This window comes from Aminobacter sp. NyZ550, assembly GCF_025628925.2.
Classification (GTDB): Bacteria; Pseudomonadota; Alphaproteobacteria; order Rhizobiales; family Rhizobiaceae; genus Aminobacter; species Aminobacter ciceronei.
On record NZ_CP114190.1, the window covers coordinates 2,980,226 to 3,003,203 of the forward strand.

Sequence of the window (22,978 nt, forward strand, 5' to 3'; positions counted from 1 at the left end):
GTTCAGCCTGTGTCGCCGATCCCTGGTCGGCTCCCAGTCAGCTCGCGGTGTCGGCTCCAGGTGCCAGGAAGCGGATGATGATGCGCCGCAAGCTGGCTTTTTCTCTGTAGGGCTGGAAGCCGGCGTCGGCCCAGGAGCGCACGAATGCCCCCTCGATCAGCACCATGATCCAGTTGGCGGTCGCCACTGGATCGAGCGTCGGGTCGATCTGGCCGGCCTCAGCTGCCCGTCTCAGCAGCATCGTCACGCCGTCGCGGTTTGCGCGGTCGTTGCGGTCGAGCAGGGCGGCGAACTCCGCGTCGCGTTTTGCGTTGGCGATCACCTCGAGCATCAGTCCTGCCAGATGCGGGTAATCTGTCTGCGCGACCATGAATTCGGCGAAACCCAAAAGCGCCTCGAGCGCATCGTGGGCGGTCGCTGCCTGCTCGAACAGGGCGGCATTGTCGCGCCCGTCCTGTTCGAAGATCGCCAAGAAGATCGCCTGCTTGGAGGGGAAGTAGTGAAACAGGTTGCCCGAACTCATGCCTGCCGAAGCGCAGATGTCGGCAGTGCGCGTGCTTTCAAACCCCTTGGTGGCGAAGCACTCGGCGGCTGCGGCAAGGATATGGCGGCGCTTCGCCTCGTGCTTTGCGGGGTCAACCGTGCGCATGGGCAGCTCCCGTGAGCGAGATGCGGATGCTTTTGTTCATCGGCTCATTCATCCTGCGACTGCCACTGGCGTGAGGTCTTGCGGCGGCGCCGGCGCTTGATTTCAGTGAAGCTTACGACAATCGCTGCCATAATCGGGACGACCCACTTCATGCAGGCAAGCACGTGCTTAAGCCAGTCCGGCAGATCGACATGCAGCCATGAGGGCCAAAGCCTGCGCAAAGTCAGCCACTCCGGCCAGAAGCCGCGCATCCACGACAGGTCGAGGCTTGGCCAGGGGATCCACGACCAGTCGATGTTCGGGATCAGCAAGGCGAAAATCGCACCGACGCCCAATATGCCGGCCAGCACTTCTGTCGTGGCCAGTATCACGTGGCGTGACGCGTGGAGCCACGGATGACGCCGGGCGAAAGCTACCAGCCTGGCCTTGAGGCGTATGGCGTTGGTGCGTCGGACAATCGGGATCGGGCGCATTGGTTAATAATAAACCGCTTGCTCTGTTTATTCAAGAGGAGGACATCTGATTTGCCGGAAGGGTTGTAATCGGGCGCGCCGTCTCGATATCTGACCGGCATGGGACATGTTTGTCGCGTCGGCCTGGCTGCCACGGGCGAGGGCGGGAAATGAGCAAGGACGGACCTGGAATGGTTGCAGCAAACGGCGACGCCATGCCCACGGCCTTGCGCGCCTTGAGTGCCGACGAGGCGGCAAAACTGTCCGCCCTGCGGCGGACAAAGTTCATCGCAACCGGCGCACTGGTTGTCTGCGTTGCTATCTTTGCCCTCGCCAAGTCGCTGCAGGGGCGCTGGCCGTGGCTCGGTTTTGTCGCCGCCTTTGCCGAGGCGGCGACGATCGGCGGCCTCGCCGACTGGTATGCCGTGGTGGCGCTGTTCAAGCGGCCGCTCGGCCTGCCGATCCCGCATACGGCAATCATTCCATCCAATCAAAACCGGATCGCCGACAATCTCGGCCGTTTCATCGAATCCAACTTCCTGGCGCCGGAGCCGGTGCGGCAGAAGCTCAAGGAAGTGGATTTCGCAGCGCTCGTCGCCGATTGGCTGTCGGACCGCCAAAGAGCGGAGGGGCTGTCGGTTTTTGTCGGCCGGCTGGTGCCGCAGATGCTGCAGGCGATCGAAGGCTCGGGCCTGCGGGATTTCGCGACGCGGCGTATGTTGGAGCGCATCGGCAAGGTCGAGGTCGCACCGCTGGTGGCGGAGCTGTTGACAGCCTTCACCGAAGATCGCCGCCACCAGCGCCTGCTCGACGAGTTCACCAAGATCATCGGCAATTTCCTCAGCGACGAGCAGGCTCTGACCGTGCTGCGCGAGAAGATCAGGGAAGAGCTGCCGTCGGTGTTCAATCTGTTCCGGGCCGATGCCTATCTGCTCAAGCGGATCGTGGCGTCGGCAGCGACGCTGCTTGAAGATGTCAGGGGCGATCCCGACCATCCGCTGCGCGGCGAGTTTGACCAGTTCGTCCACGGTTTCATCGACCAGCTTCGCCATTCGCCTGACTATGCCAAGCGCGCCGAGCAGCTGAAGCGCAACTTCCTCGCCCGACCGGAATTGCGCGGGCTGGCGCAGGATGTCTGGAAAAGCATGCGCGGTTTCATCGAGCAGGATGTCGCGTCGCCCAATTCGATGACGCGAAGGCACCTGACCAGCCTGTTCGTCGAAGTCGGCCAGAACCTGGCGCGCGACCCCCATATCCGCGCCGACATGAATGCCGGTTTCGTCGTGGCACTCGCCTCGTTCGTCGAAAGCCAGAAAAGCGGTGTTTCCGGTTTCATCTCCGAACAGGTCAAGCGCTGGGATCTCGGCCAGCTGACCCGGCTGATCGAGATCAACATCGGCCGCGACCTGCAATATATCCGCTTCAACGGCATGCTGATCGGTGGTCTTGCCGGCCTCGCGCTGTATTCACTCGAGTTGCTGGTGCTTGCGAATTGACCGGCCGCCTTGCTCGTCTATGCTGACCTTGCGACCTCCGGGGGACGCCCGGAGCCAAACGGGAGCGAGCCATGGCGAAGAAGCCGGAACCGGAATCCTTCATGGACATGTTTTCGAAATTCGGGCGCGACCTGAAGATGCCCGCGGTCGATGTCGACACGATCATCGGCCATCACCGCAAGAATCTCGAAGCGCTGGAACAATCGGTCAAGGCGACGGCCTCCGGAGCCTCGTCGCTGGTGGCGAAGCAGCGCGAGATGCTGCAGGAAGCCTTGCATGAGATCACCGAGGCCGCCCAGGGGCTTCGGGCGCCAGGCAACCCGCAGGAGCTGATTTCCAGGCAGGCCGACTTCGCCAAGCGCTCATTCGAGGCTGCCGTCAAGAATGCCGGCGAGGTAGCCTCCATCGTACGCAAGTCGGGCACGGAATCCGTCGATATCCTGCGCAGCCGCATCCATGAATCGATCGAGGAAATCCGCGACAGCTTCGACAAGAAGAAGTAGCCGTGCCGATCCAGTCCTGACCTCAGCTCTCTTGTGGGTTTCGCGAGAGGGCTCGCGCATTGCCCGCGATCGGATGCTATTGAAGGGCGATCACCATCGGAGCGTGGTGCGTCCGTCCGGGCGCACAAAGACGCTTTAACACTTTGAATCCGGCTATTGTGGCTTCCGCGAATCGATACGGACTCGCGGACCGGCGCAGCAGGGTTCAACTGGGGTAGAGGATGAAGGTAGGCATCGAGATGGGGGCGGCGTCCGGGGGGACGAAGGCTCAGGTTGATCTCGAAGAACTGTTGGCGACCCGTTTGCTGGTTCAAGGCAATTCGGGCTCGGGAAAGTCGCATCTGTTGCGTCGCCTGCTCGAACAGAGCGCGCCGTGGGTGCAGCAGTGCGTCATCGACCCCGAGGGTGATTTCGTCACGCTCGCCGACAAGTTCGGACATGTCGTCGTCGATGCCCAGCGCACCGAAGCCGAACTGACCCGCATTGCCGGCCGAATCCGCCAGCATCGCGTATCGGTCGTGCTCAATCTCGAGGGACTCGACGTCGAGCAGCAGATGCGTGGTGCCGCAGCGTTCCTGAACGGCATGTTCGATGCCGAGCGTGATTTCTGGTACCCGGTTCTGGTCGTGGTCGACGAGGCGCAGCTGTTTGCGCCGGCCATCGCCGGCGAGGTCTCCGACGAAGCCCGCAAGATCTCGCTTGGCGCGATGACCAACCTGATGTGCCGCGGCCGCAAGCGCGGCCTGGCCGGCGTCATCGCCACCCAGCGCCTGGCCAAGCTCGCCAAGAACGTCGCCGCCGAGGCGTCCAACTTCCTGATGGGCCGCACCTTCCTCGACATCGACATGGCGCGCGCCGCCGACCTGCTCGGCATGGAGCGGCGCCAGGCCGAAATGTTCCGCGATCTGGCGCGCGGCAATTTCATCGCGCTTGGACCGGCGATGTCGCGCCGGCCGCTGCCGGTCGCCATCGGCCCGGTCGAGACCTCGGCACGTTCGGTCAGCCCCAAGCTGATGCCACTGCCCGACGCCAGCGAAGACACGCGCGACCTTATCTTTGCGCCGGCGCCGCTGGAAACGCGCCAGACGGTCCGGCGCACGGCGCCGCCTGCGCCGACGCCCACGGCCGACATCATCGCCCAGCTTTCCCAGGTGCGCGCCGAGGCCTCGGCGCCCGTTGCCGAGCCGATCTTCCCGCTGTTCGATGAAGCCGAGCGCGAGGCCCTGATCGATACCATCGTGCGCGAGATGGTCGAGGATCCCGACGCGGCGTTCCGTACGGACGCCGTGCTGTACCAGGATTTTCTCGTCCGCTGCCGCATCAAGCGGATGCAGGGCGAGCCGCCGCCGCTGTCGATGTTCCGCCGCCGCTACGCGGTGGCGCGTTCGGGCATCGATGAAGAAACCGCGTCGAGCGATACCTGGCAACAGGCCCTCGGCATGTCCGTGACACTTCCCGAGGATCTGCAGGCGGTGTTCCTGATCGTTGCCCAGGCAGCGGTCAAAGGCGCGCCTTGCCCATCCGACGCTGCGATCGCGCATGCCTATGGCAGCCATTCGGCGCGCCGGGCGCGGCGGCTGCTGACCTATTTCGAGGAGCAGGGGCTGGTTGTCGTGCGCACCGATTTCCACGGCAAGCGCTCGGTGGCGTTCCCCGAACTCGGCTGCGAAACAGCCCCCGGCGACCCCGAGAGAACCGACGATCTGCCCGAGCGCGAGGCTGCGGAATAGCCTTTCCGCTGCGCTTGGAGGTTGACAAACGCGCCTCGTTTATGGTCCCCAACGCCCACTTGGCCAGCTTATGTCAGGAGAGGGAAGCGTGCGGAAGCCCATCGAGACCTATGAGGAATTGCGCGAAAATATCGGGCAGGAACTCGGCGTTTCCGATTGGGTGCTTGTCGACCAGAGCCGCATCGATGCCTTTGCCGACTGCACCGGCGACCGCCAGTGGATCCACGTCGATCCCGAAAGGGCGAAGCGGCGCAGTCCGTTCCGCACCACGGTGGCGCATGGCTTCCTGACATTGTCGCTGATTGGCGCGCTGGTCCAGGAAATCGGCGTGGTGCCCGAGAATACGCTTGCTGCCTTCAACTATGGCCTCGACAAAGTGCGTTTCATCTCGCCGGTGAAGGTCGGCTCGCGGGTGCGCCTGCGCACCGTACTGATGTCGATGGACGACAAGGGCCCGGGCCAATATCTGCTCAAGGCCGAAAACACCATCGAGATCGAAGGCGAGGACAAGCCGGCGCTCGTCGCCGAAACGCTCGTCATGCTCTACGAAAAGCGCAAGAAGGCGACGGCCTGAGCCGCCGCCCGCCAGTTACCGTGCAGCGATCGAGATCTCGATCTCGCCGACGCCGTCGACACCGCCTGTCATGCGGTCTCCTGGCTTGACCGCGCCGACGCCCGCCGGCGTGCCGGTGTAGATCAGGTCGCCGGCCTTCAGTTCCATCGATTCACTGCAGATGGCGATCACTTCGGGGACCGACCAGATCAGTTCGGAGAGGTCGCCTTGCTGCCTGGTTTCGCCATTGACGGCGAGCCACACCCGGCCTTTGTCGGGGTGGCCGATGTCGGACACCGACACCAGCGGTCCGCATGGTGCCGAGCGGTCGAAACCCTTGCCCCAGTCCCAGGGGCGACCGAGTTTCTTGGCGGCGTCCTGCAGGTCGCGGCGGGTCAAGTCGATGCCGACGCCGTAGCCCCAGACGTGGTCGAGCGCGTCGGCCGCGGCGATGTTCGATCCGCCCTTGGCGATGGCGACGACAAGCTCGATCTCGTGGTGCAGGTCGCCGGTCAGCGGCGGGTAGGGGATCGTCGTGCCGCTGTCGACGACAGAATCTGCCGGCTTGCCGAAGAAGAACGGCGGCTCGCGATCGGGATCCTTGCCCATTTCGCGGGCATGCGCTGCGTAGTTGCGGCCGACGCAGAAGATGCGCCGTACCGGAAACCGGTGCGAAGATCCTGAAATGGCGACCGAAGCTGGCTCGGGCGGAGAGATGACGAAGTTGACCAAGCAGGGCCTCCCGCAAACGTGATGACGGCTTTTGGCACGATCCGCGCGCGCATTCCACTTGCAATCTGCAGTCTGGCCACTTGCAATCTGCAGCCTGGGAAGTGGCTGTTGCTGGCTGAGCTGCAAGTTGGCTGAAGTCGAAGCGGCCGCGATCAGGCGTCTTTTCTGCGCTGGCATGCACGCATTGCGTGTCTGGATCCAAAAAGGCGCTTGCAGCCTGCATTTGCACAGATAGGATTTGCTCACCTGACTGGTGCGGGGTCTGCCTGGCCGGTCGCGGCAACATGGGAGGTTTCATGTCGGAGGTATCTTTGGTCGTGAATGGCCGAAAGGTCAGCGGCGCGGTGGAGGACCGCACGCTTCTCGTTCATTTCCTGCGTGAGCATTTGGGGCTGACCGGAACGCATGTCGGTTGCGATACGTCGCAATGCGGTGCCTGCGTCGTCCACGTTGACGGCAAGGCGATGAAGTCCTGCTCGATGCTTGCGGTACAGGCCTCGGGTTCGACCGTTACCACCATCGAAGGCCTCGCCAATGGCGCCGACCTTCATCCCGTCCAGGCGGCGTTCAAGGAACATCATGGCCTGCAGTGCGGCTTTTGCACGCCGGGCATGATCATGACGGCGACCGACATGATCCGCAGGCATCCCGAAGGCCTCGACGAGGCGACCGTGCGCGCGGAGCTCGAAGGCAACATCTGCCGCTGCACAGGTTACCACAACATCGTCAAGGCGATCCTCGCCGCTTCGAAAACGATGTCGAAGGCGTCCAAGAGCAAGGCGAAAAAGGCGGCATAGGGGCGGGGAGCGAAGGGCGCAGGGACATGGTCCCTTACGCCGTCGCGGTCTCCTTCCATAGCCACCATTCGCCATCTGCTTTTTGAGTTCGGGAGGAACTGAAATGGGAATCGAAGGCATCGGCGCGCGGGTTGCGCGCAAGGAAGACAAGAGATTCATCACAGGCGCCGGACGTTATGTCGACGACATGGTCGTGCCGGGCATGAAACACGCAGCATTCGTGCGCAGCCCGCACGCCCATGCCGACATCAAGAAGATCGACACCAAAAAGGCCGAGGCGATGCCGGGTGTCATCGGCGTGCTGACCGGCAAGCAGCTCAAGGCCGACGGCATCGGCAACCTGATCTGTGGTTGGATGATCCATTCCAAAGATGGTTCGCCGATGAAGATGGGTGCGTGGTCGCCGCTGGCGGTCGACCGGGTGCGCTATGTCGGTGATGCCGTCGTGGTGGTGGTGGCCGACACCAAGGGCCAGGCGCGCGACGCCGCCGAAGCTGTCGAAATCACCTACAAGGAACGCAAATCGGTTGCCGATGCGGTCGATGCGCTCGCCAAGGGCGCGCCGCAGCTTCATCCCGAAGCCGACGGCAACCTGATCTTCGACTGGGGCATCGGCGACGAAGCTGCGACCGACGCCGCCCTCAAGTCGGCTGCCCACATCACCCGGCTCAACATCGTCAACAACCGGCTGGTTCCGAATGCGATGGAGCCGCGCGCGGCCCTTGGCCACTACGACAAGGCCGAGGATCACTACACCTGCTGGACGACCTCGCAGAACCCGCATGTCGCCCGACTGGTAATGAGCGCGTTCTACAACGTCGCGCCGGAAAACAAGCTGCGTGTCATCGCACCCGACGTCGGCGGCGGCTTCGGCTCGAAGATCTACATCTATCCCGAGGAAATCGTCTGCCTGTGGGCCTCGAAGCGGACCGGCGTGCCGGTCAAGTGGGTGGCCGATCGCACCGAGAGTTTCCTCACCGACGCCCATGGCCGCGACCATCACACCACTGTCGAGATGGGTTTCGACAAGAACAACAGGATCGTTGGGCTGAAAGTCGACACGGTCGCCAATCTCGGCGCCTACATGTCGCTATTTTCCTCGGCGACGCCGACCTATCTCTACGCCACCCTGCTGTCGGGCCAGTACAACATCCCGGCGATCTACGGCAATGTGCGCACCGTCTATACCAACACCGCACCGGTCGATGCCTATCGCGGGGCAGGCCGGCCTGAAGCCACCTTCGTGCTCGAGCGCACCATGGAGATTGCCGCGCGCGAGCTCGGCGTGTCGCCGGCCGAACTCAGGCGAACCAACTTCATCACCCAGTTCCCGCACCAGACGCCCGTCATCATGTGCTACGACGCCGGCAATTATGGCGCCTCGCTCGACGCTGCGATGAAGCAGGCCGACTATGCCGGCTTTGCCAAGCGCAAGGCTGCGGCGGCCAAGAAAGGCAAGCTGCGCGGCATCGGCATGAGCTGCTACATCGAGGCCTGCGGCATTGCGCCGTCGGCGGCGGTGGGGTCGCTCGGCGCAGGTGTCGGCCTGTGGGAATCCGCCGAGGTGCGGGTCAATGCCGTCGGGACCATCGAGGTTCTGACCGGCTCGCACAGCCACGGCCAGGGCCATGAGACGACCTTCGCCCAGCTCGTCAACTCACGCTTCGGCGTGCCGCTCGACAGTGTCTCCATCGTCCATGGCGACACTGACAAGGTGCAGATGGGCATGGGCACCTATGGCTCGCGCTCGGGCGCAGTCGGCATGTCGGCGATCGTCAAGGCGCTCGACAAGGTCGAGGCCAAGGCCAAGAAGATCGCAGCACATCTGCTCGAGGCCGACGAGGGTGACATCGTCATCGAGAACGGCCAGCTCAAGGTCGCCGGCACCGACAAGAATGTGCCGTGGTTCCAGATGGCGCTTGCCGCCTATACCGCACACAACCTGCCGCAAGGCATGGAGCCCGGCCTGAAGGAGACGGCATTCTACGATCCGTCGAACTTCACCTTCCCGGCCGGCTGCTACATCTGCGAGGTCGAGATCGATCCCGAGACCGGCAAGACCGATATCGTCCAGTTCGTCGCTGCCGACGATTTCGGCAACATCATCAATCCGATGATCGTCGAAGGGCAGGTGCATGGCGGCATCGCCCAGGGCGTCGGCCAGGCGCTGCTGGAAGGCGCTGTCTATGACGCCAGCGGCCAGCTTCTGACGGCAAGCTACATGGACTACACCATGCCGCGTGCCGACGATCTGCCGTCGTTCCAGATATCGACGTCGAACACGCCCTGTCCGAGCAATCCGCTCGGCATCAAGGGCTGCGGCGAGGCCGGCGCCATCGGTTCGCCGCCGGCGGTCATCAACGCCATCACCGATGCGCTCGGCCACGACAACCTGACCATGCCGGCGACGCCGGGCAAGGTCTGGGCCGCATTGCGCGCCGGCACGAAGCACTGAGGAGGACGCACCATGTATTCCGTCAACTATCATCGCGCCACCTCGGTCGCGGACGCCGCCAAGAAGATCAAGAGCGGTGACGCCAAATATCTCGCCGGCGGCATGACGCTGATCCCGGCGATGAAGACACGGCTCGCAGCCCCCTCGGACTTGGTCGACCTGAACCACATCGCCGACCTCAAGGGCATCAAGGTCTCGGGCAAGAACGTCACCATCGGTGCGGCGACGACGCATTTCGACGTCGCCAATGACGAGAAGCTGAAAAAGGTCTGCCCGGCCTTGTCGCATCTCGCCAGCCACATCGGCGATCCCGCCGTCCGGCATCGCGGCACCATCGGCGGGTCGGTCGCCAACAACGATCCGGCGGCCGACTACCCCTCGGCGCTGCTGGCGCTGGGCGCGACCATCGTCACCAACAAGCGCCAGATCGCCGCCGACAAATTCTTCAAGGGCCTGTTCGAAACAGCGCTCAAGGACGACGAGATCGTCACCGCCGTCACCTTCACCGCGCCGGCCAGGTCGGGCTACGCCAAGTTCCCGAACCCGGCGTCGCGTTATGCCATGACCGGCGTGTTCGTGACCAAGGGCAAGGATGGCGTGCGTGCGGCAGTCACCGGGGCAGGCGACGATGGCGTGTTCCGCTCCAAGGAGATCGAGGCGGCGCTGACCAGGAAGTTCGAGGCATCGGCGCTGGAGGGGGTGACGGTTCCGTCAGGCAGCCTGATGGGTGACATCCATGCCACACCGGAGTATCGCGCCAACCTGGTGGTGGTGATGGCCAAACGTGCGGTCATGGCCGCCAACGCCTGAGGGCCAGCAAACGCAAAAAATGCCGAGAGGGGCCTCCGGGCCCCTTTTGACGTCAGAAAGGAAACACGACATGGCCGTTCGTCGCATCGTCGCCAATCTCCACGCAGCGGAGCCCAGGGCGGCACAAGCATTCTACGGCGACCTGCTCGGGCTCGACATTCTCATGGATCACGGCTGGATCCTGACCTTCGGCACCGGCGGCACGATGACACCGCAACTCGGCGTTGCCAGCGAGGGTGGGGCGGGTACGCCTGTACCGCTGCTTTCGATCGAGGTCGACAATGTCGATGAGCTCCATGACAGGGTGAAGGCCGCGCGCCTTGAGATCGTCTACGATCTTGCCGATGAGCCCTGGGGCGTCAGGCGGTTTTTTGTCCGCGACCCGTTCGGCAACATCGTCAACATCCTCGAACACCGGGCATAGAACGAAAGTCTGCGATTTCCGGACAGACATCTTGCCGGTCAGGCCTTGGCATCGGTCGCGAAGGCGGCTTACATGCCGCCGGTCATCAGCATCCTGGAGCATAGTGGAATGGCGCGTCCGATTACCTCGATCGCCGATCTTCGAGCCATCGCCAAGCGCCGGGTGCCGCGCATGTTCTACGACTATTGCGATTCCGGCTCTTGGACCGAGAGCACCTATCGCGAGAATGAGAGCGACTTCGTGCCGATCAAGCTGCGCCAGCGCGTTGCCGTCGACATGCGCGACCGTACGCTTGAAACGACGATGGCCGGCGAGACGGTGTCGATGCCGGTGGCGATCGCGCCGACCGGCCTAACCGGCATGCAGCATGCCGACGGTGAGATTCATGGCGCACGCGCTGCAGAGAAGGCCGGCATTCCGTTCACGCTGTCGACGATGAGCATCTGCTCCATCGAAGACATCGCCGAAAATACGTCGAAGCCATTCTGGTTCCAGCTCTATGTGATGCGCGACCGCGAATTCGTCTCGAACCTGATCCGTCGCGCCAAGGCTGCCAGATGCTCGGCCCTGGTGCTGACGCTCGACCTGCAGATTCTCGGCCAGCGCCACAAGGACATCGTCAACGGCCTGTCGACGCCGCCGCGCATGACGGTTGCCAACATCATCAATCTGGCGACCAAGCCGCGCTGGTGCCTCAACATGCTGCGCACCAACCGGCGCACCTTCCGCAATATCGCCGGTCACGCCAAGGGCGTCACCGATCTGCGGTCGCTGTCGTCATGGACCGCCGAACAGTTCGACCCGGCGCTCAGTTGGGACGACGTGAAGTGGATCAAGGAGCAGTGGGGCGGCAAGCTGATCCTCAAGGGAATCCTCGATGCCGAAGACGCCGAGAAGGCCGTGGCAAGCGGCGCCGACGCGCTGATCGTCTCCAACCATGGCGGCCGCCAGCTCGACGGCGCGGTTTCCTCGATCTCGGCGCTGCCCGGCATCGTCGACGCTGTCGGCGACCGCATCGAGGTGCTGATGGATGGCGGCATCCGCTCCGGCCAGGACGTGCTCAAGGCCGTGGCCCTTGGCGCCAAGGGCGTGTTCATCGGCCGCTCGTTCCTCTATGGCCTCGGTGCCGGCGGCGAGGCGGGCGTGACCGCGTGCCTCGACATTATCCGCAAGGAGCTCGATATCACCATGGCCTTCTGCGGCCTGCGCGACATCAAGGACGTCGACAGCCGTATCATCGTCCGGCGCTGAGGGTTCGGCTGGGCTGGCGGCGACGCGATGAAGCAGCTTTTGCGACGCGCTGGTGCGATGAGTTCGAGCGCCAAGCGCGGCGTCTATTTCGCGCTCGGTCTGCTGATGCTGGCGCTCGGCATTGTCGGCGCCTTCTTGCCCGTCATGCCGACCACGATCTTCATTATCCTGGCTGCCTGGTGCTTTGGTCGCTCGTCGCCGCGCTTCGAGGGATGGCTGCTCGGCCATGCGACTTTCGGCCCGCCCTTACGCGCCTGGCGCGAACAGGGTGCCATCCCGCGCCGGGCCAAGATCATGGCCTGGACAGGCATGGCCCTCGGCTACGGCCTGTTCTGGTTGAGCAAGCCTGGTCCGTGGGTGGCGGTCGGCGTGTCACTGATCTTTGTCGCAGGCGCCGTTTATGTCGGCACGCGGCCCGAGCCCAAACCAAGCCAAGCGGACGGCTGACGTCCGAGGCTGTCGCGCCGCCTTTTGGGCGGGACCGGTCGGATTTGGCCTTCCGTGCCTTGTTGTGGTAGGGAGCGGCCTTATCTAAAGGGCGATTGCCGCCCCACATACATTCGAGACCTTATGACCAAGCTCTACGCCGACGGCACGAAAATCGTCGCCGTCGCACCGATGATGGACTGGACCGATCGATGCTGCCGAAATTTCCATCGGCAGATCACCGGCGATGCGCTGCTTTACACCGAGATGGTGGTGGCCGATGCCGTCATCCACGGTCCGCGCGAGCGCCTGCTTGGTTTCGATGCCGTCGAACACCCTATCGCGCTTCAGCTCGGCGGCTCCGATCCGGCCAAGCTGGCGGAAGCCGCGCGCATCGGCGAAGGCTTCGGTTATGACGAGATCAACCTCAATGTCGGCTGCCCGTCCGACCGTGTGCAGTCGGGCACATTCGGTGCCTGCCTGATGAAGACGCCGGAGCTCGTCGCCGAATGCGTTTCGGCGATGAAAGCTGTGGTCAGCATTCCAGTCACGGTAAAGTGCCGTATCGGCGTCGACAACCAGGACCCCGAGCCGGCGCTTGATACTCTTGCCGACATGGTTTTTGCTGCCGGCACCGACGCGCTGTGGGTGCATGCCCGCAAGGCGTGGCTGGAAGGGCTCAGTCCAAAGGAAAACCGCGAAATCCCGCCGCTCGACTATGACCGGGTCTATCGCCTGAAAGCACGTTACCAGCACAAATTCATCGGCATCAATGGCGGCATCCAGAGCTTGGACGAAAGCCGCGACCATCTCGACAAGGTCGATGGCGTGATGCTCGGCCGTGCTGCATATCACACGCCGAGCGTGCTCGGCGGTGTCGACGCATTGCTGAATGGCAAAGTGGCCCACGAGATGGACTATGCGGTGCTGATCGACGCCATGGCCGACTATGCCGGGCGGCATATCGCATCAGGCGGTCGTCTCGGTCATGTCACGCGCCATATGGTCGGGCTGTTCCACGGTCTTTCGGGCGCGCGGCGCTACCGTCAGGTTCTGTCGACCGACGCCAACAAGCCAGGTGCCGGGCCGCAGGTGTTGCGCGACGCTTTCGCCGCCGTCGACCTGACGAGCCGCAGCGAGGCTGCATAGCTTCCATAACTTAGGCCTTGCCCGGTGGCCGCGGCACGTCCCGGATCGCGTTGGCAAGCCGAACTTCGCGCAGGATTCGGCCGCACACCGTCGCTGCCCCCATGCAAAGCGTTTGCGCCGATGGCCGCTCATGCTCCGACGTTGCCGGACGGGCTGGCCTCGCCATTTGGTTTGTGTGATCATTTGGCGGGGGCATGTTCGAGGAGGGGCGGTTTCATGTGCCGATTGCCGGGCGGAGCTATGGCGCGTGAAGGCTGCGCGTGATGGAAACGCCGCAACTGCCGGCCTTGCGATCCTACCACTCCTGGATCGCCAACGAGACGCTGGAGGATTATTCACTCCGATACGCGGCCCGGTCGTTTCGCCGTTGGTCGCCATTCGTCATTGCCAACACAGCACTCGGCGGCATTTCATTTCTCGCCCTTGAGGCCATCGGCGGCGCGATCACGCTGAGCTACGGCTTCGCCAACGCCTTTCCGGCGATCCTGGTAACCTGCCTGTTCGTCTTCGTGACGAGCCTGCCGATCGCCTATTATTCCAGCCGCCACAACATCGACATGGACCTGCTGACGCGCGGCGCGGGCTTTGGCTACATCGGCTCGACGATCACCTCGCTGATCTACGCGACATTCACCTTCATCTTTTTTGCTCTCGAAGGCGTGATCATGGCGCAGGCGCTCCACCTGTTCGCCGATGTGCCGCTGGTGCTGGGTTATGTCATCTCCTCGGTGGTCATCATCCCCATCACCTTCATGGGCGTGACGCTGATCAGCAAGCTGCAGCTGCTGTCGCAGCCGATCTGGATCGCCATGCATCTGGCGCCCTTCGCCTACATCCTGTTTGCCCATCCCGACACGCTGAACGAGTGGGCGGCTTTCGTCGGCAGCGATGTGGCAGGCGAGGGGTTCAACTTCCTGGCCTTCGGCTCGGCCATCGGCGTTCTGTGCGCGCTGTCGATCCAGATCGGCGAACAGGTCGACTATCTGCGCTTCCTGCCTGACAAGACGCGTGAGAACCGTTTCCGCTGGTGGGCGGCGGTGATTGCCGCAGGGCCGGGCTGGATCGTCGTCGGCGGTTTCAAGATACTGTGCGGCAGCCTGCTCGCGGTGCTCGCCATCCAGGCCGGGCTGTCGCGCTCGACGGCGCTCGAACCCATCCACATGTACATCATCGCCTATGAATATGTCAGCGCCGACCCGCGCGTCGTGCTCACCCTGGCCGCCGTTTTCGTGCTGATCTCGCAGGTCAAGATCAACGTCACCAATGCCTATGCCGGTTCGCTGGCCTGGTCCAATTTCTTCTCGCGCGTCACCCATTACCACCCCGGCCGGGTCGTCTGGCTGGTGTTCAACATCCTGATCTCGCTGCTTCTGATGCTGCTGGGCATTTTCCAGACGCTGGAGCTGGTGCTGGCGGTCTATTCGATCATCGCCGCTGCCTGGGTAGGCTCGATCTTTGCCGACCTCGCCATCCTCAAGCCGATCGGAGTCAGCCCGGCATTCCCGGAGTTCAAGCGCGCTTATCTCTACAACTTCAACCCCGTCGGCTGCGGTTCGATGGCGCTGGCGTCGTTCGTTGCCCTGCTGTGTTTTTCCGGCATTTTCGGCGTCATGGCGCAGGCCTATGCCGCGCCGATCGCCTTTGTCACGGCACTCGGCTCCGCTGTGGCCATCGGTGTTGCCACCAAGGGGCGGTATTATCTGGCGCGCCAGCCCGTCGACCTGCCGGCGGCCACGTCGGATGCCAATCTGTGCGCCATCTGCGGCGTCACCTATGAAGGCTCCGACATGGTGCATTGCACCTTCTACGAGCAGCCGATCTGCTCGCTGTGCTGCAGCCTGGATTCGCATTGCCACGATGTCTGCAAGGCGCCGGGAGGCGAGCTGCAGACGTCGCGCTCGCGCTATTTCGGGAAGGCGCTGCCGCATATTCGCGACAAGATCGCCCCGCGCATGGGCCAGCGCCTGCTCAAGGTGGCAGGTGTGCTGTTTGCGCTCGCGGTGCTCTCGGGCGGCGTGTTTCTGCTGACTTATCGCCTGATCGAGCCCGGGTCGGAGCAGCCGCATCTGGCAAGCGGCCAACTGCTTCTCAGGGTCTTTCTCGCGCTGCTGCCGCTGCTCGGCATCGGCGCCTGGTGGATCGTGCTGTCGCAGGAGAGCCGGGAACTTGCCGAGCGCGATCTTGTCGCCTCGCTGGAAAAGTTGCGGCAGACGCAGCGAGACCTGGCGAGCAACGAGCGCCTCGCCGCCATCGGTCAGATCACGGCAACCGTCAGCCACGAGCTGCGCAATCCGCTTGGCACGTTGGTGACGTCAGCCGACGTGTTGCGCCGCTCGCTGAAGAGCGCCGACGCACCGGTACTCTCTGAATTGGAACGGCTGCAGCGAAACGCCTGGCGCTGCGTGCGGATCATCGAGGACCTGCTCGATTTCTCGCGCAAGCACGCCCTGGTCGTCTCGCCGATACTGATCGACCGATGGGTGGCCCAGCATGTCGCCGAACAGGAGGCTGCGCGGCCGATACAGCTGGAACTTGCCGCCGGATGCAGGATATCGGCCGACGGCGAGCGGTTGCGGCAGGCCTTTTCCAACGTCCTGGCCAATGCGCTGCAGGCCTGCGAGACGGCGGATGTCGCGGCAATCGTCGTCTCGACCCGCTGCGAGGGCAACAACGCCATCATCTGCGTTGCCGACAATGGGACCGGTATGTCGCGCGAGACAGTGGCGCGGGTGTTCGAGCCGCTGTTCAGCACCAAGGCGTTCGGCGTCGGATTGGGCATGCCGCTGGTCAAGCGCATCGTCGAGCAGCATGGCGGCTCGGTGCTGATCGACAGCGAGCAGGGAGCCGGCACGCGCGTGTCGATCGTGTTGCCGCGCGCGGGCGCTGGTTCGTCATGACCGACCAGACCGATCTGCAGACCGATTTCATCGGCGACGACGTCATTCCGCATGCAGCCGAGCCGACCGAGAAGAAGCGTGTTCTCATCGTCGACGACGACGAGGATTTTGCCGCAAGCCTCGCCGGATTGCTCGAGCTCGAAGGCTATCAGGCGATCATCGCGCATGATCCGCCGTCAGCCCAGCGCGCTTTGGCCTTGCACCTACCGGCGGTGGCCCTTGTCGACGTGCGGTTGGGCGTCGGCAACGGTGTCGAACTGGTCAGGGCGTTTCGCCAGCAAAGCCCCGATCTCATCTGCCTGATGGTCACAGCCTATGCCTCGGTCGAGACGGCGGTGGAGGCGTTGCAGGCCGGCGCCTACGACTATCTGTGCAAGCCGTTCCACAGTGCCGATCTGTTGGCGACGCTGGAGCGCTGCTTCGAACGCACGCGGCTCATGGAGGAAAAGCGCCTGGTCGCCGAGCGGCTCGGGCAGATGCAGCGCATCGAGGCGATGGGACAGCTGACCGGCGGCATCGCGCACGACTTCAACAACATCCTGGCTGTCCTGCTCGGCAATCTGCGCTGGCTGCAGGAGCACGTGCAGACCGAGCCTCAACTGGCGCAGATGGTCGACGATGCGCTGGAGGCGGTGAAGGCAGGGACGGAGCTGACCTCGCGCCTGCTCAATTTCGGCCGCCGCGAGGGCGGTGACACGGCCCGTGTCGATCTGGGTGAGGCGCTGCCCGACCTGATGCGCGTCTTGCGTCGCACGCTGGACGACAAGATCGGCCTGTCGCTCGAACTGGCGGACGATCTGCATGAGGTCGAAGTTCAGCCGGCACAACTGGAAACCAGCCTGCTCAATCTGGCGCTCAACGCGCGCGACGCAATGCCGGATGGCGGCCTGCTTCGGTTCGAGGCCTGCAATTTTGTCGTCCGGCCCGATGACGCCCGCGTCGCCTCGGGTCTGTTACCCGGTCAGTATGTCGTCATTTCGGTCATCGACACCGGCCACGGCATGCCGCTGGCGGTGCGGCGCCGGGCGCTGGAACCGCTGTTCACCACCAAAGCAGCGGGAAAGGGCAGTGGCCTCGGTCTGCCGATGGTCGATGGCTTCGTGCGACAGTCGGGCGGGCGCCTGGGCATCTCCAGCAATCCGGACGAGGGCACCCGGATCAATCTCTATCTGCCGCGGGCAGTTCAGTCCCGGCCCTGAGGGGCGAACATGTAGCCGACGCCGCGAATGGTCTTGATGAATTGGGTGTCGCGCGCATTGTCCCGCAACTTGCGGCGTATCTTGCCGATCAGCACGTCGATGCTGCGGTCGTAAGGCGTCCAGTTGCGGTTGGCGACGATGTCGAGGATCTGTTCGCGCGACAGGATGCGGCCGCGCCGTTCGACCAGCGCGGACAGGATCTGGAACTCCTGGCTGGTGAGCCGCACGTTCTCGCCGTTCGGCGACGACAGCTTGTAGCGTGCGGGATCGAGCTGCCAGCCATCGAAACAGACGGCGGCCGAACGATCCACTTCTGCCTGCTCGGGCAGGTTGATGCGCTTGGCAAAACGCCGCATCACCGTGCGCACCCGCGCCAGGAGTTCGCGCGGTTCGAAAGGCTTGGTGATGTAGTCGTCGGCTCCGAGTTCGAGGCAGACGACCTTGTCGATCGTGCTGTTCTTGCCCGACAGCATGATCAGCGGCAGGTCGTATTGCGAGCGCATGCTGCGCGCCAGCGTCACGCCGTCCTCGCCGACGGGAAAGCCGAGATCGAGGATGACGAGATCGAAGGCCTCGTCGGCCAGCGCACGCCGCATCGAACGCCCGTCATGGGCGCTGACGATGGCGTAACTTTCGCTGGTCAGGAATTTTTCCAGGAAGCTGCACAGCCGACGATCGTCATCGACAATGAGAATGCGTGATCTTGGCTCGGCAACTGACATGGCAGCTACGATAATCGCAATTCATGGGCCCGGTCGAGAAGGGAAGATGGCCATTGGTCGCGGTCGGCGCCGCCGACCCGCGGGTGCGGGCAGATCGACATCCTTCCTGCGCGGGAATGTCTGTCTAATACACTGAAAATTCTAGCTGAAATTGATGGGTCGCCTTGCGCGGCCCATGCCTGCAGCCATCCGTTTGGTTACAAAAAATTACAATACGGCCCGCTTTCCGATGCATGGCGATTACATGCCGCTCCTAGCTTGGCGACGCACGGTGATGCCGGGCGGCGTCGCGCTGCCCGGCGCAGCAACGGGGACGGCGCGCAAGCCACCCCCCCTGCACGCCGGCAAATGAGGAGGAACAGCCGCATGCCACAGACAGTATTCTCAGTCGATCTGAACAAGGCGCCCGAAGACCATGCCATCAAGACGCACAACCGGTGGCATCCCGATATCCCGATGGTCGAGTATCTCAAGCCTGGGCGCACCTACCGGGTGGAGTGCCATGACTGGACGGGAGGCCAGATCGGCAACAACAACAGCGCCAACGACGTCCGCGACGTCGACCTGACGCGCGTCCATTATCTCAGCGGCCCGTTCGGCGTCGACGGCGCGGAACCCGGCGATTTGCTGGTCGTCGACATTCTTGATCTCGGCGCCAAGCCCGATTCGGAATGGGGCTTCAACGGCCTGTTCGCCAAGGAAAATGGCGGCGGCTTCCTGACCGAGCACTATCCGGAGGCCAGCAAATCCTGCTGGGATTTCCACGGCATCTACACGACGTCGCGCCACATTCCTGGCGTGCGCTACCCCGGCATCATCCATCCCGGCCTGATCGGCTGCCTGCCGGACCACAAGCTGCTTGCCGAAGCCAACCGGCGCGAAGCCGCGTTGGTGGCGACCGATCCGGCTCGAGTGCCGCCTCTGGCAGCCCTGCCATATGCCGACACGGCACTGATGGGACAGATGAAGGGCGATGCTGCTCGGACGGCCGCAGCCGAAGCCTGGCGCACGGTGCCGCCGCGCGAACACGGTGGCAACTGCGACATTAAGAACCTGTCGCGCGGTTCGAAGGTCTACTTCCCGGTCTATGTAAAGGGTGGCGGGCTCTCGATGGGAGACATCCACTTCTCGCAGGGCGACGGCGAAATCACCTTCTGCGGCGCCATTGAAATGGCTGGCTGGGTCGATATCAGCGTCGACGTCATCAAGGGCGGCATGGCGAAATACGGCGTCATCAACCCGATCTTCAAGCCGAGCCCGATCGACCCGCATTTCGACGACTATCTCATCTTCGAGGGCATCTCGGTCGATGAGCACACCGGCGAGCAATATTACCTCGACGCTCACGTCGCCTATCGCCGGGCCTGCCTGAATGCCATCGAGTACCTCAAGAAATTCGGCTACTCGGGCGAACAGGCCTACATGATCCTCGGCACGGCACCGGTCGAGGGGCGCATCGCCGGCATCGTCGACATCCCCAACGTCTGCGCCACCCTGGCCATTCCTACGGCGATCTTCGACTTCGACATCAATCCCAATGCGCTCGGGCCCAAGAAGCAGGACTTCAAGGCCGACGTTGCCAAGACGAGCTGATCAGGCTGCACAACAACAATGAAGCGACGGTCAGGCCCGGTCCTGGCCGGCGCTCTCCTGGGAGGGATTCATGCTGCTTGGATTTGCTTTGCTTTATGTCGGCGCCGTCCTGTTTCTGAACGGACTCTGGCTTCTCGGAAAGATCGAAGACCGGGAAATCGTCGTCATCAACGTGGTCTCGGGTGTCGTCACGCTGTGCGCGTCGCTCGCCTGGGCGTTCGGACCAGCTGCCGATGCTGCCTCGATCAAGGGGGCGGCGCTGACGATACTGTTTTCGGCGACCTATTTTTGGGTGGCCTATAACAGGGTGGTGAAGGTCGACGGACGCGGCCTCGGCTGGTTCAGCCTGTTCGTCGCCATCACCACCATCCCGGTCGCGGTGCAAGGACTTTCCACCGCCCAGACGTCGACCGATCTCTGGCTCGCGTCCAACTGGGTGATATGGGGCGTGCTGTGGTTCCTGTATTTCCTGCTGCTGGCGCTGCAGCAGCCGATCCTGCGGCTGACGGCGGTGGTCACGCTGCTTGCCGGCATCGTCACCGGCTGGCTGCCGGGCTTCCTGCTGCTCGACGGCAAGCTCTGACGCCGGCTTTTCCGGCCAGGCGTTGGCGCGCTTGGCCGCTTGCGGGCGGGCGAGGGCTGTTTTGCCCGCCATATCGTTTCAATGGATGCTTTCTGGAGGCTGGTCATGCCGCTCTACAGTTATGTTTGCGACGATTGCGGACCGTTTGAAGAATGGGTGCCGATGCAGGACGCGCTTCGGGCGTGCGCCTGTCCGCAATGCGAGGAGCAAAGCAAGCGCGACGTGGCCGCACCACGCCTGAGCCTGATGAACGGCAAGTTGCGCCGCGCATTGGCCCGGTCGGAGGCCAGCGGCACCGAACCAAAAGTGGTGAAGAAGGCGCATCTTGCCGGTTGTGGCTGCGCCTTGTGCAAGATCGGCAACAAGCCTGTGCCGACACGCAAGAAATGGTCGATCGGCCACTAGAGCCCTAGTCGCGCAGGATCATCCTGTCGCCGCGCACGTCGAAGCCCGACAGCGAGCCGATGAAGTTCATGCCGAGCAGGCTCTGCTCGAGCCCCTGGTCGGCGACGAGCATCGGCAGGTTTCTGCGTTCGATGGAGCCGAGTTGGACGCTCGCCGCAGTGACCCGTGCCGCATGCGCAATGCCGTTGGCAGTCGAGACCGGTACGGTAAAGCTCAGGCTTTCGAGATCGAAGCCGGCGCGGCGGGCATCGGCCACGGTCAGGACGGTGGTTGTGGCGCCCGTGTCGACCATGACATCAATGGTCTGGCCGTTGACCTGCATGCGCGCGCCGAAATGTCCGTTGGTCAGTTTGTCCAGGGTGACGGTCGCGCGGCCATCGCCATCCAGCGCCGACATCGGGCTTCCCGGCACGAGGCCGGCGGTGACACGGCTGGCGACGTCCTGCAGTTCGTAGCGGTACTGATAGCCGGCGACAAACACCAGAACGATCACCACCCACATTGCCAGGCCGCGCACCGTGTCGCCGAAGCGCGTGCCATGGCGCAGGACGCCAGCGCCGATGACCAGCAGCAGCGCGCCAGCGTAGATCAACTGGCCGAAGCTGTCATTGTTGAGGCCGAGCGTTTCGCCCGACGAATGGTTGAGCAGCAAGAGCAGCAGCCCGCCGCCGAGCACGGCAATGACGACCCAGTAAAGCCGGCTCATCTCTGTCTGGTATCCTTAGCTGGACGCATTTTCTCGCGCCATCCGCGCGCGGCGCGTTTCGCGGCGCGGCTTGCGCTCGATGGTCTCGAGACGGGCGGGCAAGGTGGCCATGACGGCGCGGCGCGTCTCCGGCGTCATCTTGTACCAGGCGCCAACCTCGTCGCGGGTACGGCCGCAACCGAAGCAATAGCCCGTCGCATCGTCAATCGAGCACAGCATGATGCAAGGGGTTTCTATTGCCGTCATCGTGTCGTCCATGGGGCCTCGCACCGATGTTTAGCACCGGCCCGCCACAGATGATGTAGCCTGCGCGTCATTGCAAGCGCTATCCCGCGACGTCACGTCTCGCCGCCTGGATGCGATCTCGCGATTGTTTTCGCTCGTCGAGGCGGCTATGCCGCGCATGACCATGACGAACGGCAGGCAGCACCCATGACCAGCGCTTCCCCCTTTGACGATTTCCGCAACCTGTTTGCGCATCTGCCCGAGGGCGATGTCGCCCAGGCAGGCAAGGTCTGGGCGCTGTTTGCCAAGACAGACAAGCCGAAAGGCTCGCTCGGCCGCATCGAGGACATCGCGGCCTGGCTGGCGCGCTGGACGGGCCGCGCGCCACCCTCGGTGCTCAAGCCTATGGTCGCGATCTTTGCCGGCAATCACGGTGTCGCCGCACAGGGCGTGTCGCCGCGAGCCATGGAAGCGACGGCCCAGCGCGTCGAGCTGTGCGCTGCCGGCGGTGCTGCGATCAACCAGATCTGCCTTGCTAACGATCTCGGGCTGAAGGTGCTCGACCTGGCGCTGCACCTGCCGACATCGGACATCACCGTCGAGCCGGCGCTGGACGAACGTGGCTGCGCCGCCACCATGGCTTTCGGCATGGAGGCGATTGCCGGCGGCAGCGATCTGTTCTGCATCGGTGACCTCGGCGTTGCCAACACGACGGTTGCCGCGGCCCTTTGCGCGGCATTGTTCGGCGGCAAGGGCGCCGACTGGGTCGGGCCGGGTTCCGGTGCCGATGCCGCCATGCAGGCGCGCAAGGCCGAAATGGTCGACCGCGCGCTGGCGCTGCATGGCCCTCACATCAAGGACCCGTTCGATGCTTTGCGTCGGGTCGGCGGGCGTGAATTCGCGGCCATTGCCGGTGCCATCCTTGCGGCACGCATGGAAAAGATGCCGGTGTTGCTCGACGGCTTCGCCACGACCGCTGCCGCCGCCGTGCTTTACGCCGTCGACCGGACGGCGCTCGACCATTGCATGTTTTCGCATGTCTCGACCGAGCCGGGCCATGCCCGCCTGCTGGCCAAGCTCGGCGCGCGGCCCTTGCTCGGGCTTGGCATCGACCATGGCGAGGCGGTTGGTGCGGGGCTTGCCGCAGGCCTGGTCAGGACGGCGGCGCAGATCAGCTCGGGAATGGCAGCGGCTATCCGCTGATATCGCTCATTTCCACTT

The 22,978-nt window shown here is 63.8% G+C and carries 23 protein-coding genes; 17 read left to right on the forward strand and 6 right to left on the reverse strand.

Annotated elements, in window-relative coordinates:
* Window positions 1-37: 37 nt before the first annotated feature.
* Together N7E70_RS14625 and N7E70_RS14630 are read right to left on the reverse strand one after the other, a co-directional pair.
* Window positions 38-649 (reverse strand): TetR/AcrR family transcriptional regulator, encoded by a 612-nt coding sequence (locus N7E70_RS14625; protein WP_154383949.1) that lies wholly within the window; start codon window positions 647-649, stop codon window positions 38-40.
* A gap of 44 nt (window positions 650-693) precedes the next feature.
* On the reverse strand, window positions 694-1,122 hold the full coding sequence (locus N7E70_RS14630; protein WP_154383950.1) for a hypothetical protein: 429 nt from the start codon (window positions 1,120-1,122) through the stop codon (window positions 694-696).
* A gap of 170 nt (window positions 1,123-1,292) precedes the next feature.
* On the opposite strand from N7E70_RS14630, the gene N7E70_RS14635 reads away from it, so the two are divergent.
* The 4 genes from N7E70_RS14635 (at window position 1,293) to N7E70_RS14650 (ending at window position 5,404) form a co-directional block, all read left to right on the forward strand.
* Window positions 1,293-2,597 (forward strand): DUF445 domain-containing protein, encoded by a 1,305-nt coding sequence (locus tag N7E70_RS14635; RefSeq protein ID WP_371818566.1) that lies wholly within the window; start codon window positions 1,293-1,295, stop codon window positions 2,595-2,597.
* Between the two features lie 71 nt (window positions 2,598-2,668).
* Window positions 2,669-3,100 (forward strand): phasin family protein, encoded by a 432-nt coding sequence (locus N7E70_RS14640; RefSeq protein ID WP_067961147.1) that lies wholly within the window; start codon window positions 2,669-2,671, stop codon window positions 3,098-3,100.
* Between the two features lie 221 nt (window positions 3,101-3,321).
* Window positions 3,322-4,830 carry an ATP-binding protein gene (locus tag N7E70_RS14645; protein ID WP_067961151.1) on the forward strand — a complete coding sequence of 503 codons (1,509 nt, stop codon included), beginning with the start codon at window positions 3,322-3,324 and terminating at the stop codon, window positions 4,828-4,830.
* Window positions 4,831-4,900: 70 nt separating this feature from the next.
* On the forward strand, window positions 4,901-5,404 hold the full coding sequence (locus N7E70_RS14650; protein ID WP_192315824.1) for a MaoC family dehydratase: 504 nt from the start codon (window positions 4,901-4,903) through the stop codon (window positions 5,402-5,404).
* 15 nt (window positions 5,405-5,419) lie between these two features.
* Here the strand turns inward: N7E70_RS14650 and N7E70_RS14655 are convergent, their stop codons facing one another.
* A complete protein-coding gene (locus N7E70_RS14655; protein ID WP_263006772.1) occupies window positions 5,420-6,115 on the reverse strand; it encodes a fumarylacetoacetate hydrolase family protein in 696 nt (231 codons plus the stop codon).
* 296 nt (window positions 6,116-6,411) lie between these two features.
* Here N7E70_RS14655 and N7E70_RS14660 point away from each other — a divergent pair, with 296 nt between their 5' ends.
* From N7E70_RS14660 to N7E70_RS14700, 9 genes are all read left to right on the forward strand, one after another.
* Window positions 6,412-6,912 carry a (2Fe-2S)-binding protein gene (locus tag N7E70_RS14660; protein WP_067961159.1) on the forward strand — a complete coding sequence of 167 codons (501 nt, stop codon included), beginning with the start codon at window positions 6,412-6,414 and terminating at the stop codon, window positions 6,910-6,912.
* Between the two features lie 103 nt (window positions 6,913-7,015).
* The gene (locus N7E70_RS14665; protein WP_067961162.1) at window positions 7,016-9,367 is read left to right on the forward strand and encodes a xanthine dehydrogenase family protein molybdopterin-binding subunit; all 2,352 of its coding nucleotides are present in this window, start codon (window positions 7,016-7,018) and stop codon (window positions 9,365-9,367) included.
* A gap of 12 nt (window positions 9,368-9,379) precedes the next feature.
* A complete protein-coding gene (locus N7E70_RS14670; protein ID WP_067961167.1) occupies window positions 9,380-10,177 on the forward strand; it encodes an FAD binding domain-containing protein in 798 nt (265 codons plus the stop codon).
* A 70-nt stretch (window positions 10,178-10,247) separates the two neighbouring features.
* On the forward strand, window positions 10,248-10,601 hold the full coding sequence (locus tag N7E70_RS14675; RefSeq protein ID WP_263006773.1) for a VOC family protein: 354 nt from the start codon (window positions 10,248-10,250) through the stop codon (window positions 10,599-10,601).
* Between the two features lie 108 nt (window positions 10,602-10,709).
* Window positions 10,710-11,852: an alpha-hydroxy acid oxidase gene (locus N7E70_RS14680; protein ID WP_154383954.1), complete on the forward strand. Its 1,143-nt coding sequence runs from the start codon at window positions 10,710-10,712 to the stop codon at window positions 11,850-11,852.
* Between the two features lie 27 nt (window positions 11,853-11,879).
* Window positions 11,880-12,299: a YbaN family protein gene (locus N7E70_RS14685; protein ID WP_067961175.1), complete on the forward strand. Its 420-nt coding sequence runs from the start codon at window positions 11,880-11,882 to the stop codon at window positions 12,297-12,299.
* A 123-nt stretch (window positions 12,300-12,422) separates the two neighbouring features.
* Window positions 12,423-13,427: a tRNA dihydrouridine(20/20a) synthase DusA gene (dusA, locus tag N7E70_RS14690; RefSeq protein ID WP_263006774.1), complete on the forward strand. Its 1,005-nt coding sequence runs from the start codon at window positions 12,423-12,425 to the stop codon at window positions 13,425-13,427.
* Window positions 13,428-13,690: 263 nt separating this feature from the next.
* A complete protein-coding gene (locus N7E70_RS14695) occupies window positions 13,691-16,324 on the forward strand; it encodes an ATP-binding protein (protein WP_263006775.1) in 2,634 nt (877 codons plus the stop codon).
* Complete coding sequence (locus tag N7E70_RS14700; RefSeq protein ID WP_263006776.1) at window positions 16,321-17,523, forward strand: sensor histidine kinase; 1,203 nt, start codon at window positions 16,321-16,323, stop codon at window positions 17,521-17,523. The genes N7E70_RS14695 and N7E70_RS14700 overlap by 4 nt, the downstream gene beginning before the upstream one ends.
* Here N7E70_RS14700 and N7E70_RS14705 read toward each other — a convergent pair.
* Window positions 17,508-18,245: a response regulator gene (locus N7E70_RS14705; protein ID WP_067961189.1), complete on the reverse strand. Its 738-nt coding sequence runs from the start codon at window positions 18,243-18,245 to the stop codon at window positions 17,508-17,510. The two genes, N7E70_RS14700 and N7E70_RS14705, sit on opposite strands and share 16 nt — an antisense overlap.
* Before the next feature lie 366 nt (window positions 18,246-18,611).
* On the opposite strand from N7E70_RS14705, the gene fmdA reads away from it, so the two are divergent.
* The 3 genes from fmdA (at window position 18,612) to N7E70_RS14720 (ending at window position 20,826) form a co-directional block, all read left to right on the forward strand.
* The gene (gene fmdA / locus N7E70_RS14710; protein ID WP_067961192.1) at window positions 18,612-19,838 is read left to right on the forward strand and encodes a formamidase; all 1,227 of its coding nucleotides are present in this window, start codon (window positions 18,612-18,614) and stop codon (window positions 19,836-19,838) included.
* Between the two features lie 70 nt (window positions 19,839-19,908).
* Entirely contained in the window at window positions 19,909-20,421 is a 513-nt protein-coding gene (locus tag N7E70_RS14715; protein WP_263006777.1) for an AmiS/UreI family transporter, read from the forward strand.
* Between the two features lie 39 nt (window positions 20,422-20,460).
* On the forward strand, window positions 20,461-20,826 hold the full coding sequence (locus N7E70_RS14720; protein WP_246790355.1) for an FmdB family zinc ribbon protein: 366 nt from the start codon (window positions 20,461-20,463) through the stop codon (window positions 20,824-20,826).
* A gap of 4 nt (window positions 20,827-20,830) precedes the next feature.
* Here N7E70_RS14720 and N7E70_RS14725 read toward each other — a convergent pair whose 3' ends face one another.
* Both N7E70_RS14725 and N7E70_RS14730 read right to left on the reverse strand, forming a co-directional pair.
* Window positions 20,831-21,532, reverse strand: a complete 702-nt coding sequence (locus tag N7E70_RS14725) for a TIGR02281 family clan AA aspartic protease (protein ID WP_067961197.1) — start codon at window positions 21,530-21,532, stop codon at window positions 20,831-20,833.
* A gap of 15 nt (window positions 21,533-21,547) precedes the next feature.
* Window positions 21,548-21,778 carry a DUF1289 domain-containing protein gene (locus N7E70_RS14730; protein ID WP_067966403.1) on the reverse strand — a complete coding sequence of 77 codons (231 nt, stop codon included), beginning with the start codon at window positions 21,776-21,778 and terminating at the stop codon, window positions 21,548-21,550.
* A 186-nt stretch (window positions 21,779-21,964) separates the two neighbouring features.
* Here N7E70_RS14730 and N7E70_RS14735 point away from each other — a divergent pair, with 186 nt between their 5' ends.
* Complete coding sequence (locus tag N7E70_RS14735; RefSeq protein ID WP_067961200.1) at window positions 21,965-22,960, forward strand: nicotinate-nucleotide--dimethylbenzimidazole phosphoribosyltransferase; 996 nt, start codon at window positions 21,965-21,967, stop codon at window positions 22,958-22,960.
* Window positions 22,961-22,978: the final 18 nt, after the last annotated feature.

Coding starts and splice junctions, on each gene's coding strand:
- N7E70_RS14725 (WP_067961197.1), bottom strand. CDS start 21,532: ATGAGCCGGCTTTACTGGGTCGTCATTGCCGTGCTCGGCGGCGGGCTG.
- N7E70_RS14640 (WP_067961147.1), top strand. CDS start 2,669: ATGGCGAAGAAGCCGGAACCGGAATCCTTCATGGACATGTTTTCGAAA.
- N7E70_RS14695 (WP_263006775.1), top strand. CDS start 13,691: ATGGAAACGCCGCAACTGCCGGCCTTGCGATCCTACCACTCCTGGATC.
- N7E70_RS14730 (WP_067966403.1), bottom strand. CDS start 21,778: ATGACGGCAATAGAAACCCCTTGCATCATGCTGTGCTCGATTGACGAT.
- N7E70_RS14650 (WP_192315824.1), top strand. CDS start 4,901: ATGTCAGGAGAGGGAAGCGTGCGGAAGCCCATCGAGACCTATGAGGAA.
- dusA (WP_263006774.1), top strand. CDS start 12,423: ATGACCAAGCTCTACGCCGACGGCACGAAAATCGTCGCCGTCGCACCG.
- N7E70_RS14630 (WP_154383950.1), bottom strand. CDS start 1,122: ATGCGCCCGATCCCGATTGTCCGACGCACCAACGCCATACGCCTCAAG.
- N7E70_RS14675 (WP_263006773.1), top strand. CDS start 10,248: ATGGCCGTTCGTCGCATCGTCGCCAATCTCCACGCAGCGGAGCCCAGG.
- N7E70_RS14735 (WP_067961200.1), top strand. CDS start 21,965: ATGACCAGCGCTTCCCCCTTTGACGATTTCCGCAACCTGTTTGCGCAT.
- N7E70_RS14670 (WP_067961167.1), top strand. CDS start 9,380: ATGTATTCCGTCAACTATCATCGCGCCACCTCGGTCGCGGACGCCGCC.
- N7E70_RS14635 (WP_371818566.1), top strand. CDS start 1,293: ATGGTTGCAGCAAACGGCGACGCCATGCCCACGGCCTTGCGCGCCTTG.
- N7E70_RS14665 (WP_067961162.1), top strand. CDS start 7,016: ATGGGAATCGAAGGCATCGGCGCGCGGGTTGCGCGCAAGGAAGACAAG.
- N7E70_RS14660 (WP_067961159.1), top strand. CDS start 6,412: ATGTCGGAGGTATCTTTGGTCGTGAATGGCCGAAAGGTCAGCGGCGCG.
- N7E70_RS14625 (WP_154383949.1), bottom strand. CDS start 649: ATGCGCACGGTTGACCCCGCAAAGCACGAGGCGAAGCGCCGCCATATC.
- N7E70_RS14700 (WP_263006776.1), top strand. CDS start 16,321: ATGACCGACCAGACCGATCTGCAGACCGATTTCATCGGCGACGACGTC.
- N7E70_RS14715 (WP_263006777.1), top strand. CDS start 19,909: ATGCTGCTTGGATTTGCTTTGCTTTATGTCGGCGCCGTCCTGTTTCTG.
- N7E70_RS14685 (WP_067961175.1), top strand. CDS start 11,880: ATGAAGCAGCTTTTGCGACGCGCTGGTGCGATGAGTTCGAGCGCCAAG.
- N7E70_RS14645 (WP_067961151.1), top strand. CDS start 3,322: ATGAAGGTAGGCATCGAGATGGGGGCGGCGTCCGGGGGGACGAAGGCT.
- fmdA (WP_067961192.1), top strand. CDS start 18,612: ATGCCACAGACAGTATTCTCAGTCGATCTGAACAAGGCGCCCGAAGAC.
- N7E70_RS14705 (WP_067961189.1), bottom strand. CDS start 18,245: ATGTCAGTTGCCGAGCCAAGATCACGCATTCTCATTGTCGATGACGAT.
- N7E70_RS14680 (WP_154383954.1), top strand. CDS start 10,710: ATGGCGCGTCCGATTACCTCGATCGCCGATCTTCGAGCCATCGCCAAG.